Annotated in this window: 15 protein-coding genes and 1 pseudogene; 15 read left to right on the plus strand and 1 reads right to left on the minus strand. The window is 66.2% G+C overall.

Translation table 11 applies throughout. The features are described 5' to 3' along the window. From QRO95_RS23065 to QRO95_RS23110, 10 genes and pseudogenes are all read left to right on the plus strand, one after another. Nucleotides 1–1511, plus strand: a pseudogene (locus QRO95_RS23065) (conjugal transfer protein TrbE); the annotation flags it as partial. Further along, a complete protein-coding gene (trbJ, locus tag QRO95_RS23070) occupies nucleotides 1508–2233 on the plus strand; it encodes a P-type conjugative transfer protein TrbJ (RefSeq protein ID WP_033979862.1) in 726 nt (241 codons plus the stop codon). The pseudogene QRO95_RS23065 and the gene trbJ, both read left to right, overlap by 4 nt. A gap of 12 nt (nucleotides 2234–2245) precedes the next feature. Beyond that, nucleotides 2246–2578, plus strand: coding sequence for a hypothetical protein (locus tag QRO95_RS23075; RefSeq protein WP_033979861.1), 333 nt, complete (start codon nucleotides 2246–2248; stop codon nucleotides 2576–2578). After that, complete coding sequence (gene trbL / locus QRO95_RS23080; protein WP_033979860.1) at nucleotides 2575–3960, plus strand: P-type conjugative transfer protein TrbL; 1386 nt, start codon at nucleotides 2575–2577, stop codon at nucleotides 3958–3960. Before QRO95_RS23075 ends, trbL begins: the two co-directional genes overlap by 4 nt. A gap of 12 nt (nucleotides 3961–3972) precedes the next feature. Beyond that, nucleotides 3973–4677, plus strand: a complete 705-nt coding sequence (gene trbF / locus QRO95_RS23085) for a conjugal transfer protein TrbF (RefSeq protein ID WP_012076301.1) — start codon at nucleotides 3973–3975, stop codon at nucleotides 4675–4677. Then, nucleotides 4674–5666 (plus strand): P-type conjugative transfer protein TrbG, encoded by a 993-nt coding sequence (gene trbG, locus QRO95_RS23090; protein ID WP_033979859.1) that lies wholly within the window; start codon nucleotides 4674–4676, stop codon nucleotides 5664–5666. The genes trbF and trbG overlap by 4 nt, the downstream gene beginning before the upstream one ends. A 2-nt stretch (nucleotides 5667–5668) precedes the next feature. Further along, on the plus strand, nucleotides 5669–6946 hold the full coding sequence (locus QRO95_RS23095; protein ID WP_047290279.1) for a TrbI/VirB10 family protein: 1278 nt from the start codon (nucleotides 5669–5671) through the stop codon (nucleotides 6944–6946). Further along, nucleotides 6943–7203: a DUF2274 domain-containing protein gene (locus QRO95_RS23100; protein WP_047290280.1), complete on the plus strand. Its 261-nt coding sequence runs from the start codon at nucleotides 6943–6945 to the stop codon at nucleotides 7201–7203. The genes QRO95_RS23095 and QRO95_RS23100 overlap by 4 nt, the downstream gene beginning before the upstream one ends. 94 nt (nucleotides 7204–7297) lie before the next feature. Then, nucleotides 7298–8035 (plus strand): type IV toxin-antitoxin system AbiEi family antitoxin, encoded by a 738-nt coding sequence (locus tag QRO95_RS23105; RefSeq protein ID WP_047290281.1) that lies wholly within the window; start codon nucleotides 7298–7300, stop codon nucleotides 8033–8035. Continuing rightward, entirely contained in the window at nucleotides 8032–8943 is a 912-nt protein-coding gene (locus QRO95_RS23110; protein WP_053506162.1) for a nucleotidyl transferase AbiEii/AbiGii toxin family protein, read from the plus strand. The genes QRO95_RS23105 and QRO95_RS23110 overlap by 4 nt, the downstream gene beginning before the upstream one ends. A 341-nt stretch (nucleotides 8944–9284) precedes the next feature. Here the strand turns inward: QRO95_RS23110 and QRO95_RS23115 are convergent. After that, nucleotides 9285–10048, minus strand: a protein-coding gene (locus QRO95_RS23115; RefSeq protein ID WP_121335901.1) for an IS5 family transposase whose coding sequence is annotated in 2 segments (ribosomal slippage) — nucleotides 9285–9733 and nucleotides 9733–10048 — 765 coding nt in all. Because the reading frame shifts where the segments join, the coding sequence is not laid out codon by codon here. 72 nt (nucleotides 10049–10120) lie between these two features. Between QRO95_RS23115 and QRO95_RS23120 the strand changes: the two genes are divergently transcribed. From QRO95_RS23120 to QRO95_RS23140, 5 genes are all read left to right on the plus strand, one after another. Further along, complete coding sequence (locus QRO95_RS23120; protein ID WP_165710375.1) at nucleotides 10121–10276, plus strand: hypothetical protein; 156 nt, start codon at nucleotides 10121–10123, stop codon at nucleotides 10274–10276. A gap of 48 nt (nucleotides 10277–10324) precedes the next feature. Continuing rightward, on the plus strand, nucleotides 10325–10804 hold the full coding sequence (locus tag QRO95_RS23125; protein WP_047290285.1) for a TerB family tellurite resistance protein: 480 nt from the start codon (nucleotides 10325–10327) through the stop codon (nucleotides 10802–10804). A 152-nt stretch (nucleotides 10805–10956) separates the two neighbouring features. Further along, nucleotides 10957–11190 (plus strand): lipopolysaccharide assembly protein LapA domain-containing protein, encoded by a 234-nt coding sequence (locus QRO95_RS23130; protein WP_047290286.1) that lies wholly within the window; start codon nucleotides 10957–10959, stop codon nucleotides 11188–11190. A 20-nt stretch (nucleotides 11191–11210) separates the two neighbouring features. After that, nucleotides 11211–12296 (plus strand): calcium/sodium antiporter, encoded by a 1086-nt coding sequence (locus tag QRO95_RS23135; RefSeq protein ID WP_047290287.1) that lies wholly within the window; start codon nucleotides 11211–11213, stop codon nucleotides 12294–12296. Between the two features lie 2 nt (nucleotides 12297–12298). Further along, nucleotides 12299–14017, plus strand: a 1719-nt coding sequence (locus QRO95_RS23140) for a proton-conducting transporter membrane subunit (protein WP_285303577.1), incomplete at its 3' end; no start/stop codon positions are given.

The raw sequence follows: 14017 nt of genomic DNA on the forward strand, positions 1-14017 counted from the left end.
CCGATGCCGCCTTGCAGGAGCTGGGCAGCGATCAAGTCGCCTTCGGCTACCTCACTGCCACGGTGACGGTACTCGATGCCGACCCGGCCGTGGCCGACGAAAAGCTGCGCATGGTGGAGCGTGTCATCCAGGGTCGCGGCTTCGTCACCATCCCCGAAACGCTCAACGCCGTGGATGCGTGGCTGTCGTCCATTCCGGGCAACGCCTACGCCAACGTGCGCCAGCCCATCGTCTCGACACTGAACCTGGCTCACATGATGCCGGTGTCGGCGGTATGGGCTGGGCCGGAGAAGAACGATCACCTCGACGGCCCGCCGCTGATCGTCACGCGCACCGATGGCGCCACGCCGTTCCGGCTGGTGACGCACATCGGCGACGTGGGCCACACGCTGGTCGCGGGGCCGACTGGCATGGGCAAGTCGGTCTTGCTCGCCACGCTGGCGATGCAATTCCGCCGCTATCGCGGCTCGCGCATCTTCGCCTTCGACATGGGCCGCTCCATGCGAGCCACGATCCTTGGGCTGGGCGGCGAACACTACGACTTGGGCACGGACGGAGAAATCGCCTTCCAGCCCTTGGCACGCATCGACCGCGAGGGCTACCGCACCTGGGCCGCCGAGTGGATCGAAGGCCGCTTGCTGCACGAAGGCGTGGCGGGCGGCCCCGACGAGAAAGCGGCTATCTGGTCGGCGCTGGGAAGCCTCGCCGGTGCGCCGGTGGAGCAGCGCACGATGACGGGGCTTTCCGTGCTGCTGCAATCGAACACGCTGCGGCAGGCGCTGTCGCCTTATGTGCTCGGCGGTACCCACGGCAAGCTGCTGGACGCCGACCGCGACCGGCTGGGCATGGCCGACGTGCAGTGCTTCGAGATGGAGGAACTGATGCACAGCAAGGCCGCCGTCATGGCCGTGCTGCATTACCTCTTTGCGCGTTTCGATGAACGCTTCGACGGAGCGCCCACGCTGCTGATCCTCGATGAAGCGTGGCTGTTCCTCGATGACCCGGTGTTTGCCGCGCGTATCCGCCAGTGGCTCAAGACGCTACGCAAGAAGAACGTCAGCGTCATCTTCGCTACGCAGAGCCTGGCCGACATCAAGGATTCGAGCATCGCGCCCGCGATCATCGAGAGCTGCGCGAGTCGGATTTTCTTGCCCAACCCGCAGGCGACCGAGCCGCAGATTCGCACGATCTACGAGGGCTTCGGCCTCAACAGGCGGCAGATCGAAATCGTCGCCACCGCGCAGCCCAAGCGCGACTACTACTACCAATCCCGTCTCGGCAACCGCCTGTTCGACCTCGACCTGGGGCTGGCAGCGCTGGCGTTTGCGGGCGCGTCCACGCCGCAAGACCAGCGCGACATAGACCGCGTGCTGCTGGACGCCGGCGTGCCCGGCTTCGCGGGCGCCTGGCTGCGCCATCGCGGCCTCGATTGGGCGGCCGACCTGCTGCCCTCGTTCCCCGGCCTTGCGCCGGGTTCCCTCGCTGACCAACCCCTGGAGAACCTGCCATGAAGAAGCGTCTTATCGCCGCCGCCATCGCGGCCATGCTTTGCACCGCCACCGCCCATGCGCAATGGGTCGTGGTCGATCCCACCAACCTCGTGCAGAACACGCTGACCGCGATCCGCACGCTGGAGCAGATCAACAACCAGATCCAGCAGCTCCAGAACGAAGCGCAGATGCTGATGAACCAGGCGCGCAACCTCGCCAGCCTGCCGTCCAGCGTGGTGAATCAGTTGCGCGCCAATCTGGCGACGACCGAGCGGCTGATCGCCCAGGCTCGCGGCTTGGCCTACGACGTGACGAATCTGGATCGGGAGTTCCAGCGCCTGTACCCGGAGCAGTACGCCGCCACCGTGAGCGGCGACCAGATGTACCGCGACGCGCAGGAGCGTTGGAGGAACACGCTCAATGGCCTGCAAACCACCATGCGGATGCAGGCCCAGGTGTCGCAGAACCTGGGTGAAGACGAAAGCGTGCTGGCCGACCTCGTGGGAAAGAGCCAGTCGGCCGAAGGTGCGTTGCAGGCGATGCAGGCCATGAATCAGTTGCTGGCCTTGCAGGCCAAGCAGTCGATCCAGTCGCAGCGGCTCCAGATCACGCAAGACCGGGCGGCGTCGCTGGAGCTGGCGCGGCAGGCGGCGGCCACGGAGCGCGCCCGCGAAGTACGGCGGCGTTTCCTGGGCGAAGGCACGCCGTACACGCCGCAGTCCGTGAACTTCTACGGCAACTGACGGGAGGCCGCCATGCGATGCGTCCTCGCCCTGTCGGTTTCGCTGCTTGTGGCGCTGCTGGCCGCTTGCAGCGAGCAGCCGGCCGCCCCCCTTGCCGAAGCCCTGGTCGCCGATCCCGTGCGGCTCAACGCATTGCGCGCGCAATGCGCAACCGACCGGCAGGCCACGGGCGAGGACGCCTGCCGCGCCGCCGCCGAAGCCTTCCGGCGGCGCTTCTTTTCCGGCGAGGCCGGGCCGGATGAATACCAGACGCTGGCCGACCTGCCGCCGATCCCACCCAGCTTCGAGGAACCGGCCGATGGCATGGCGCCGGCCGTTCCCGCCGAACCGGAGGACACGCCATGAATGATGTGACCATCATCGACCAATTCCTCAACACCTTTGCCGCTTATATCGACTCGGGTTTCGGGCTGCTGCGGGGCGAAGTGGCGTTCCTCACGGCCACGCTGATCGTCATCGACATGACGATCGCCGGCCTGTATTGGGCCATGAGCCATGCCACCGGCCAGGGCGAGGACGTGATCGCCAAGCTGCTGCGCAAGGTGCTCTACGTCGGTGCCTTCGCCTACATCATCAATAACTTCAACTGGCTGGCCAGCATCGTGTTCCGCTCGTTTGCGGGATTGGGCATCACCGCCACCGGCTCGGCCATCACGATGGAGAACTTCTTGCAGCCGGGCCGGCTGGCGAAAACCGGTATCGACGCTGGGGCGCCGATTCTGGAGCAGATCGGCGAGATGGCGGGCTTTCCCGAAGTGTTCGTGAACCTCGACCCCATCGTGGTGATGTTCCTCGCGTGGCTGGTCGTGGTCTTGTGCTTCTTCGTGCTGGCGATCCAACTGTTCATCACGTTGATCGAGTTCAAGCTGACCACGCTCGCCGGATTCGTGCTGGTGCCATTCGCGCTCTGGAACAAGACCGCGTTCCTCGCCGAAAAGGTCTTGGGCAACGTAGTGGCCTCCGGCGTCAAGGTTCTGGTGCTGGCCGTGATCGTCGGTATCGGCTCGGGCTTGTTCGCTCAGTTCCAAGTCCATCCCGCCGAGCCGTCTATCGACCACGCGCTGGTCATCATGCTGGCCTCGCTCACCTTGCTGGCGCTCGGGATCTTCGGCCCCGGCATCGCCACGGGCCTCGTGTCCGGTGCGCCGCAGCTCGGCGCTGGCGCAATGGCCGGTGCTGCTGTCGGCGCTGCCGGCACGGCTGTCGCCATCGGCGCCGCCGCGACGGGCGTGGGTAGCGCCGTGGCTGCTGGTGCGCGCATGGCCCCGGCTGCCGCCAAGCTGGCCGGTAGCGGTGCGCGCGCCGCCACGTCGGCGGCCAGCAGTGCGAAGTCGGCGTTCCAGGCCGGTTCCGCCGCCGCTGGCGGCGGCGCAAAGGGCGCGATGGCGGGCCTGGGCAACGTCGCTAAGACCGGCGCGCAGGCAGCCGGGCGAGGCGCTGCATCCCGCGCTTCCGCTGCCGGGCAACGCATGGCCGCTCCCTTCCGCGCTGGCTGGAATGGCGCTGCTGCCGATGGCGGCGCGGGTGCGGCATCCGGTCAGGGTGCCGCAGGCGAGGCCGCATCCGGCGCCGCTACGGCGCAGACACAGGAACAGCCCGCTTGGGCCAAGCGCCTGCATCGCCGCCAGCAACTCACCCACGCCGCGACCACCACCGCCCACGCGCTGCGCGGTGGCGATGGCGGCGGCTCCGGCCAGGGGCCGAGCCTGCGCGATTCCGATTCATAAGGAGAACTGACCATGCGATTCAAGAAACCGCAGGTGCGCTACGCCGACACGCCGCAACCTGCCACGCCGTACCAAGCTGCCGGCCAAGTGTGGGACGAGCGCATCGGCTCGCCGCGCGTGCAGGCGAAGAACTGGCGCCTGATGGCCTTCGGCTGCCTGACGCTTGCGCTGCTGATGGCCGGCGGCCTGGTGTGGCGCTCGGCGCAATCCATCGTGACGCCCTACGTCGTGGAGGTGGACAACGCGGGCCAGGTACGCGCCGTGGGTGAAGCCGCCACGCCATACCGGCCCAACGATGCGCAGACCGCGCACCACATCGCGCGCTTCGTGACGCTGGTGCGCTCGCTGTCCATCGACCCCATCGTCGTCCGCCAGAACTGGCTGGACGCCTACGACTACACGACCGACAAGGGCGCGGCCGTGCTCAACGACTACGCACGGGTCAACGACCCGTTCGCGCGCATCGGCAAGGAGTCGGTGACGGTGCAGATCACCAGCGTCGTGCGCGCCAGCGACACGTCTTTCAACGTGCGCTGGACGGAACGCCGCTACGTCAACGGCGCCGCGGCGGGCTTGGAGCGGTGGACGGCCGTGGTGTCCATCGTGCTCCAGCCGCCGCGCACCGAAGAACGCCTGCGCCAGAACCCCCTGGGCATCTACGTCAACGGCCTGTCATGGAGCCGCGAACTGGATTCTTCCGAAGGAGCCAAGCCATGAATGATCTTTTCCGTAAATCCGCCTTGCCGGTGATCTTGCTTGCCCTGGCGGGCTGCGCTACGCAGGGCAAGCCACCGCCGACCATCTCGCTCGATGAGCCGGTGCAGGCCCAGCCGCTACCCGAGCCACCCACGCCGGTGGAGGTGGTGGCGGTGCCCGAGGTGCTGCCGATGCCGGCGCAGTTGAAGCCATTGCCCGAAGCCGAGGACGCCAAGCCCACGCCGGAGCCAGCCGACGAGAAGGTGCGCGTCTCACGGGCCAATGCCGAGGCGCGCGTCGCACCCACGCGCGAGGGCTACGTCAACGCGATTCAGGTGTGGCCCTTCACCGATGGCGCGCTCTACCAAGTCTATGCGGCCGTGGGCCGCGTGACCGTGGTTTCACTCCAGCCGGGCGAGGAACTGGTGACGGTGGCGGCGGGCGATACCGTGCGCTGGATCGTGGGCGATACGTCGAGCGGCAGCGGTGCTGACCTGCGCGTCAATGTGCTGGTCAAGCCGATCCGCTCGGGCCTCAAGACCAATCTCGTCATCACCACCAGCCGCAGGACGTACCTGCTGGAGTTGGCTTCGACGGAAAAGACGTGGATGGCCTCGGCTTCTTGGGAGTATCCGCGTGACCGGATGCTGGCCTTGCAGCGCCAGGCGCAGGCGGCCAGCGCCGCCGCGCCGGTGGACTCCGGCTTGTCGCTGGAAAACCTGCGCTTCCGCTACGCGGTCAGCGGTAGCAACCCGCCGTGGAAGCCGCTGCGCGCCTTCGACGACGGGCAGAAGGTCTATATCCAGTTCCCCGCCGGCATCGCGCAAGGCGAGCTGCCGCCGCTGTTCGTAATCGGGCCGGAAGGCGACGGGCAACTGGTCAACTACCGCTTCCGCTCGCCGTACTACATCGTGGATCGGCTGTTCGGTGCCGCCGAACTGCGCCTGGGCGGGGACAAGGGCGACGTGGTGCGAATTGAGCGCACGGACGGCGTTGCGCGGAGGAACTGACCATGAGCCAGGACGACACCCCCGACCTCGCCACGCCGCAGGCAGGCAAGGTCGCGCCGGAAGCGGTGGCGCTGCGCGCCCAGCCGCGCCCGGTCACTCGCTTGAACCGGCGCACGCTGGCCATCCTCGTCGGCGGCCTGTCGGTCGCCGTCCTTGGGGCCACGATCTGGTCGCTGCAACCGCAGCGGCGCGGTACGGGCGAGCAAACCGAGCTTTACAACGTCGATCGCGTCTCGAAGTCCGAAGGGCTGGATGCGCTACCGACGGACTACTCGAAGCTGCCGCCAGCCTTGCCGCCCGATGTGCCCGAGCTGGGGCCGCCGTTGCCCGGCGACCTTGGCCCGGCCATCGTCGCTTCGCAGCAGCCGGTGACGCCAGGCTATTCGCCGCCAGGCCATGATCCCGAAGATGCCTTGCGCAAGGAGGCGGACGCGGCGGCGGCCTCGTCGGTGTTCTTCCGCTCGGGCGGCCAAGCGCAGACCGACGCCACGGTCGCGCAGGCGGCGCCGGGGGCTGCAAGCACGCTTGCGGCCTTTGATCCGCTCGCTGCTGGACCTGCCTCGACGGTGGCCCAGCCCGCCGACCCGACCGCCGTGCAGAACCGGCAAGACCAGAAAGAGGCGTTCCTGAAAGCCGGTTCTACGGAAACCCGCAATTCCGGCAATCTGGCGCTGCCCGCGTCGCCGTATCAGGTGATGGCCGGAACGGTGATCGCCGGTGCGCTGGTGACAGGCATCAAGTCGGACTTGCCGGGCGACGTGATCGCCACGGTGACAGAGCCAGTCTTTGACACAGCCACGGGCAAGTTCCTGCTGATTCCGCAGGGGGCGCGCATCCTTGGGCGCTACAACAGCCAGGTCAGCTACGGGCAGAGCCGCGTGCAAGTAGTGTGGAACCGGATCATCTTGCCCGACACGTCTTCGCTGACGCTCGACAACCTAGTGGGCACCGATCCGGCCGGCTACGCTGGCCTGGAGGATGACGTGAACTGGCACTGGAATCGCATCGTTGCGGGCGCGGTGTTGACGACGCTGCTGGGCGTGGGCGCCGAACTGGCCGCGCCGGAGAACCGGCAGGACGGCAACCGCATTGTGATTGCCGGGCGCGACAGCGCGCAGGACAGCATCAATCAGGTCGGCCAAGAGATCACCCGGCGCAACATGAATATCCAGCCGACGCTGACCACGCGGCCGGGCCTGCCGGTGCGCATCATCGTCAACCGCGATTTGGTGTTGCGGCCTTACCAGCCGATGTTCTTCCAACGGGGGGCGATGCAATGAGCACAACCAAGAAGCTGCGGCTCGGGCCGCTGCCCAAGACCGAGAGCATCAAGCTGACCTTTGCGTGCCCGGTCAGCTTGAAAGCCGACCTTGACCGCTACGCCGCGCTGCACGCGCAGGCGTATGGCGAGACGGTCGATGCCATGACGCTGATCCCGCATATGCTGGAGGCGTTTATCGCTGGGGATCGAGGATTCCGGCGGGGCAGGGGAGATGACACCCGACCTTCTTCCCGCACGGCTATGCCGAAAGGGTGATTGTTTGGATTAGATTCCATTGTCGTATCCAGCCTACGATTGGTGGTTCCATATCAAATTGACGTTTTCTTGGAAAAGATATATATATCGTAGTATGGCTACGACTAATTCAAGCAGACTAAATGTGCTCTACACCCGGTTGGCACCGGGAACGCCGCTGACCTCGCTGGACTTGGCGGCGTTGGGCATCTCTGCTGACCTGGCTGTTCACTACGTCCGGGCAGGGTGGCTCAAGCGCCTGGCGCGGGGGGTGTTCTGCCGCCCCAACGATCCCCCGGCGCTTCATCCCAGCCTGCTGCTGTTGCAGCGCCAGTTCGAGGGGCTGCACGTCGGCGGCAAGTCGGCGCTGGACTGGTACGGTGTGCGGCAGTACGTAGCGCAGCAGCCGGTGCTGCATCTGTATGGCTGGAAGGCCGCACGCTTGCCGGAATGGTTCACGGAACGATTCCCAGCTGAATACCACCGCAAACGGCTGTTCGACGAGCAGCCGGCCGCCTTGTTGCACGTTGGCGCGTTCGAGAAGCGCAGCGGGGCGCCGCAGGTGTCCGCGCCGGAGCGCGCCTTGCTGGAACTGTTGAGTGAGGTTGGCGTGCGCCAGCCCTTACAGGAAGCCCGCGAACTGGTGGAGAGCGCCTATAGCCTGCGCCCCGACGTGTTACGCGAGCTGTTGCAACACTGCACAAACGTCAAGACCGTGCGGCTGTGCCTGCAACTCGGCCGCGAGGCGTCATTGCCCTGGGCGGCCAAGCTCGATCCGGCCGCGCTGCCGACGGGTAGCGACCGTCCCTGGGTGTCTCGATCGGCCGATGGCCTGCTGGTACTCAAGCCATGAACCAGACCTATCTCGATACCGCGCGCCTGCTGACGCAGGTCGCGCCGCTGGTGTTTGTTGACGATACCTTTGCCCTGAAGGGCGGTACGGCGATCAACCTGTTCGTGCGCGACATGCCGCGCTTGTCGGTCGATCTCGATCTGGTTTTTCCCGATCACACCTTGCCGCGCGACGAGGCACTGGCGCGCATCAACGAGGCCATCCGGCAAGCTGCGGAGCGGTTGAAGAAGCGAGGATTCCACACACACGCGCCAGCGGCAGCAGCAGGGGAAACCAAGTTGCTGGTGCGTCGCGGCTCGATTCAGGTCAAGGTCGAAGTCAACTTCGTCATGCGCGGCACGGTGCAGCCGGTGCGCCGCGCCTCGCTGACGCCGATGGCCCGTGACGTGTTGATGGCCGATCTGGAGATTCCGGTGGTGTCGCTGGAAGAAGTGTACGGCGGCAAGCTGGTGGCGGCGCTGGATCGGCAGCATCCGCGTGATCTGTTCGACGTGATGCAGCTCTTTGCGCACGAGGGCATCACGCCCGGCATCCGGCGCGCCTTCGTGGTCTATCTGGCCAGCAGCAACCGGCCGATCCATGAAGTGTTGTTCACGCCGCTGCGAGACATCCGGCACGACTACGAGCACAACTTCCAAGGCATGACGACCGAGCCGGTGCCGCTTGATGCGCTGCTCGACGCGCGAGAACGCATGGTGCGCGAAATCCAGCAGGGTTTGGACGACGACGAGCGGCGCTTCCTGCTGTCGCTGGCCGCTGGCACGCCGGAGTGGTCATTGCTGGACATCGCACACCTCGAACAACTGCCGGGCATCCGCTGGAAGCTGCACAACCTGGCGCAGTTGCAGAAGGCCGATGCGAAGAAGTTTGCCGAGCAAGCAGATGCGCTGGCCGCAAGGTTGGGGTAGGGGGATTCCTCAACACAAGCCGGCCTGACCCGCTAAAAAATGGACACGAAACCCAGTGACTTCTCCCCGCATTGCCGACCGATTTGCGTTCCATCGTTCTACGCCACAGATCACGGTCGATGAGTATGAGCGACGCCGCGTGATCGAACTCGGTGAGTGGGTGGCTGCGCGGGGCCGCATCTACCTCGACAAGTGCTTCTGGATTCACCTGCGCGCCGCACGCACGCTCGCGTCGAGTCCACCGGGAGCGGCGGATCTTTTGGATGCCCTCGTAGCTGGTGTCTCCAACGGGCAGTTGGTGTGTCCCATCAGCGATGTACTGTTTCTTGAACTAGGGCCTGTTAACACATTCTCAGTCCATCTGCGACAAGCACGAAGCTGATGAAGCCGAGGAACATGAGATCGAGTTTCTCGAAGCGCGAGAAGATGCGCCGGTAACCCTTGAGGCGACGAAACAGTCGCTCGACCTCATTGCGGCGCTTGTACATGGCCCGGTCGTATTCCCAAGGATCAAGGCGTTTGCTGGTCGGGGGCACGACCGGAATGAATCCCAGGTCCAGAGCAAGTTGGCGGGTTTCATTGCCTTCGTATGCCCGGTCCATGAGCAAATGAACGGGTCGGCTTGTCGCCCCGAGGCTGCTGAGCAAACGCCTGCCTTCAGGTGCGTCGTGCGCTTGTCCTGGCGAGAGGCAGAACGTCACGGCCGTTCGAGCATCCGCGGCAACCATATGAATCTTGGTGTTCCATCCGCCTCGGGACTTGCCGATGGACTGAGGGCCGTTTTTTTTAACGCTCCGGTGCCGTCTGGGTGGACCTTGATGCTGGTGGAGTCCAGCGAGACCGCCTCGATCTTGATGCGCACGACCTGGGCCCGCTGCAATTCCTCGAACATGCGATCGAGTACACCGGCCTTGGTCCAGCGGTTCATGCGCGTGTAGATCGTGTGCCAGTTGCCGAACCGTTTGGGCAGTCCACGCCACTTGCAGCCATGCTCGGCCACATAGAGGATGGCGTTGACTACCTGCAGGTTGCTCAGGCTGACATTGCCGCGCTGCTTGGGCAGACAGTGCTCGATGGTGGCGAATTGCTCGGGTGTGATCTCCATGCCAGAGATTGTCCCGCGCAGTCGCAGAAATCGCCATTAGTGTTAACACGCCCTAACTCCAGGAGCTTCACGATGCACCATCTTCATTCCCACCGCGCCCGGCAGCAACGTGCCACCACCATCGCCATCACGCCATCGGTCACCCGCTGGTACCCCGCGGCGCGAGCCGCTGGTTGGACACTGCTGGCCATGACGCTGACCGTCTTCGTGGTGTTCAGGCTCGGCTGACCACCGCCATCCACCGCTCTCCATGGCCCCTTAAGGAGGACCAAGCCAATGAACCACCCAGTTTTCCGGCACTACCCCCGCAACAGCCCTCAGGCCGCCGGGCGCATCCTGGCCACCGCCTTGCTCGCCAACGGCGACATCAAGGATGTCGAATGGCAGCGACTGGCCGACACGCAGGCCTTCGAACGGCTCGATCTGCATGGCCTGCAATGGCATGTCGTTCTGGACGAGTTGTGCCAGGACCTGATGACCGGTGTTCGCCCGGGGCGGGATATCCTGATCGACGGCCCGACGCTCGCTGCCTGGCTGGACGAGATCGATAACGTCGCGTTGCAGGCGCTGGTGATCAAGCTTTGCGCTCAAGTCATCGAGGCCGACGGCGAGGTGCACCCGGGCGAGTCGATGTTGTTGCGCGCGGCACTTGAGCGGTGGGTGCTGCCGATGGAAGACCAGGAGTGTGTCGAACCACTGGTCTACGGCCTCGACTTTCAGGTGGTGCCGCGCCCTGGCATCTCGATGCCGGGCTAACGTTCGATCAAGCATCAGGTGATTCCCCTTCCCCCATTCTCCATTCCCGAGGCCGGCCGCGCTGCAGCGCTGTCGGCCTTGTTGTTTGTCGAGCTAACCAACAAAGGCATAATTCCCGCAACAGCTTGTCTGCTGTGCGAAGAAGGAACAACATGAAACATGTCTACTTGGCCCTGCTGCTCGCCATGACGGCTGTCGTTTTTCTCTTCAAGTTCCAGAACCTCGACACTGTGACCGTGCAGTTCCTGTCTGCGAGCTTGACGCTACCGCTGTCGTTGCTGCTGCTGGCGGTGTACGTGCTGGGCATGCTGACGGGAGGCACGCTCCTGTCCATGGTTCGCAGCTGGGTGCGCGGCGCCACCTCGAAACCTCCCTTGAGCAACTGAGCCATGGCGACTTTGCGGCAATGACTTTTCTTCTGTTCGCGGGGGGGCTCCTGGCCTTGGTTGCCGGCGCCTTCATCCTCGTGCGCGGTGCGTCGCTCCTGGCATTGCGCCTGGGTCTGTCGCCGCTGGTGGTGGGTCTCACGGTGGTGGCTTTTGGCACCAGTGCACCGGAGATGGCCGTGACAACCGGCGCAGTGCTGGCCGGGCAGGGCGGGCTGGCGGTGGGCAACGCCGTGGGCAGCAACATCTTCAACGTGCTGTTCGTCCTGGGCCTGGCCGCGCTCATCACGCCGCTGGCGGTGCACCGGCAAGTCATCCGCCAGGAGGCGCCGATCATGATCGGCGGCGCCGTGTTGCTCATCGTCCTGGGCCTGGACGGATCGTTGGGGCTGTTCGACGGATCGCTGCTGCTCGGCCTGCTGATGGCCTACACCGCGTTCCTGGTCCGGCAGTCGCGCGCGGAGCCGGCCGCGACCGGTCCCGACGAGTACGCCGACACACTGCAGCCGGCCAAGGCGGGGCGGTGGGACGCCCGGCTGCCGGCACAGCTCGGTCTGATCGTCGCCGGGCTGGTGCTGCTCGTGCTGGGATCGGATTGGCTGGTGCAGGCGGCAGTCATCTTCGCGCGTGCACTCGGTCTGTCGGAGGTGATCATCGGCCTGACCATCGTCGCCTCGGGCACTTCGCTGCCGGAGGTGGCGGCATCGGTAGTGGCCAGCCTCAAGGGCGAACGCGACATCGCCGTGGGCAACGTGGTGGGCAGTTGCGTGTTCAACCTCTTTGGCGTCGTTGGCCTGGGGGCCGTCGTGGCGGCTGTGGGCACCGGTGCCGCGCTGCCGCTGCCGCCGGACGTGGCCCGGTTTGATCTGTGGGTCATGCTCGCCGCACTGGTGGCTTGCCTGCCGGTCTTCCTGACCGGTCGCGAGATCGCCCGTTGGGAGGGCGGCCTGTTCCTGGGCTACTACGTCGCGTATGTGGCCTACCTGGTGCTGGCGGCGCAGCGCCATGACGGCGTCCAGGCCTTCGGCGACGCGATGCTGGGGTTCGTGGTGCCGCTGACCATCGTCACGCTGGGCGTGACGATGTTGCGGCGGGCGGGGCGCTGAGCGTGGGCACGCCGCTTCTGAGCTCGGCGGCCGATGGCGGCATGGGGCTGGCCTCTCGTGCCGCCTTCACGGCGCTGCCTCTGGCCGCGCTGGGCGTCGTGGTGGGCATGTTGTTGTGGCTGCAGCTGCCGACGGGTGGTGCGCTCGAGTGGATACCGGCGCTGGGCATCTCGCTGGCCTGGCGCATCGACGGCCTGGCGGTGCTGATGCTGCTGATGATCACGGCTGTGGGCAGCGCGGTATTCGTCTACGCCGGCGGCTACTTCGCAAGCCACCCGGGGCAACGGCGGCTGTTCGTGCAGCTCACGCTGTTCATGGTGGCGATGATCGGCTGCGTCACTGCTGACAATCTGTTCACGCTCTTCCTGTTCTGGGAAGCCACCAGCGTGCTGTCCTTCCTGCTCGTCGGCTTCCACCATGAACGCGCGGTCAGCCGCAAGGCGGCGCAGCAGGCGCTGCTGGTGACAGGCACCGGCGGCCTGGCGCTGCTGGCGGGCTTGATCCTGATCGGGCAGGTGATGGGCACCAGCACCATCAGCGTGATCGTCGAACGCCTGCCGGCCACCGCGCCCACCCCGCTGCTGACGGCGGGTGTCCTGTTGGTGATCGTGGGCGCCTTCACCAAGAGCGCGCAGTTCCCGTTCCACTTCTGGCTTCCCAACGCGATGGCCGCGCCAACACCGGTGTCGGCCTACCTGCATTCGGCCACGATGGTGAAGCTGGGTGTGTACCTGCTGGCGCGGCTGGACGCCGGCCTCGACGACTGGCTGCTGTGGCAGGTGCTGCTGCAGGGCGCGGGTTCGATCACCGCCGCCTGGGGCATGGTGCTGGCGCTGCGCGAGCGCGACCTCAAGCGCATCCTGGCCTGGTCGACGGTGGCCACGCTGGGCACCTTGGTGGCGCTGGTGGGCATGCCAGGCGAAGGTGCTGCGGTGGCTGTGGGCGCGCTGCTGCTGGCGCATGCGCTGTACAAGGCGCCGCTGTTCTTCGTCGCTGGCAATGTCGATCATGGCACCGGCACCCGCATCATCGACCGACTGGGCAACCTGCGCCACGCCATGCCGTGGACCGCGGCGGCGGCGGCGCTGGCCGGCATGTCGATGGCCGGCATCCCCTTGTCGTTCGGCTTCGTGGTGAAGGACCTGATCGGCGACGCCAAGGCGGCCGACAACGTGCTGGCTTTCGCGCCGCTGGCCAACACGGTGTTCTCGGCCATCGCGGTGGCCGTGGCCGGTGTCGCCGCCGTGCGCGTGTTCTGGCACCGCGCGCCCGAGCCCGCGCTCACCGGCGTGCATGAGGCCGGTCCCGCGCTGGTGCTGCCGCCCATGGTGCTGGCCGGCTTCGGCGTCGCGCTGGGGCTGTTCCCGGCCTGGGCCCAGCCGATGGTAGAAGCTGCGGGGGTGGCCATGACCGCCGGCGACGACCCTGTGCTGGCGCCGCTGGCGCGGGCACTGCTGGCAGAGTCGCTGACCTTTGCCACCACGCTGGCGCTGGGTGCGATCGTCTATCTGCTGTGGGACGTGCTGCACCGCATGGTGGATGCGGTTGCCCCGCGGCTAGCCACCTTCGGCCTTGCCAGGCTCTACGAACGTTCCCTGGACTGGATTCCGCGTCTCGCTGCGTTCAGTACGCGGGCGTTGCAGCACGGACGCTCGCCAGGTTACATGGCCGTGGCGGCGGCCGCGGCGGTGCTGGCCATCGGGCTCCCGCTGGTGGCAGCC

The organism is Stenotrophomonas maltophilia group sp. Smal13, assembly GCF_030236855.1.
GTDB lineage: Bacteria > Pseudomonadota > Gammaproteobacteria > Xanthomonadales > Xanthomonadaceae > Stenotrophomonas > Stenotrophomonas maltophilia_A.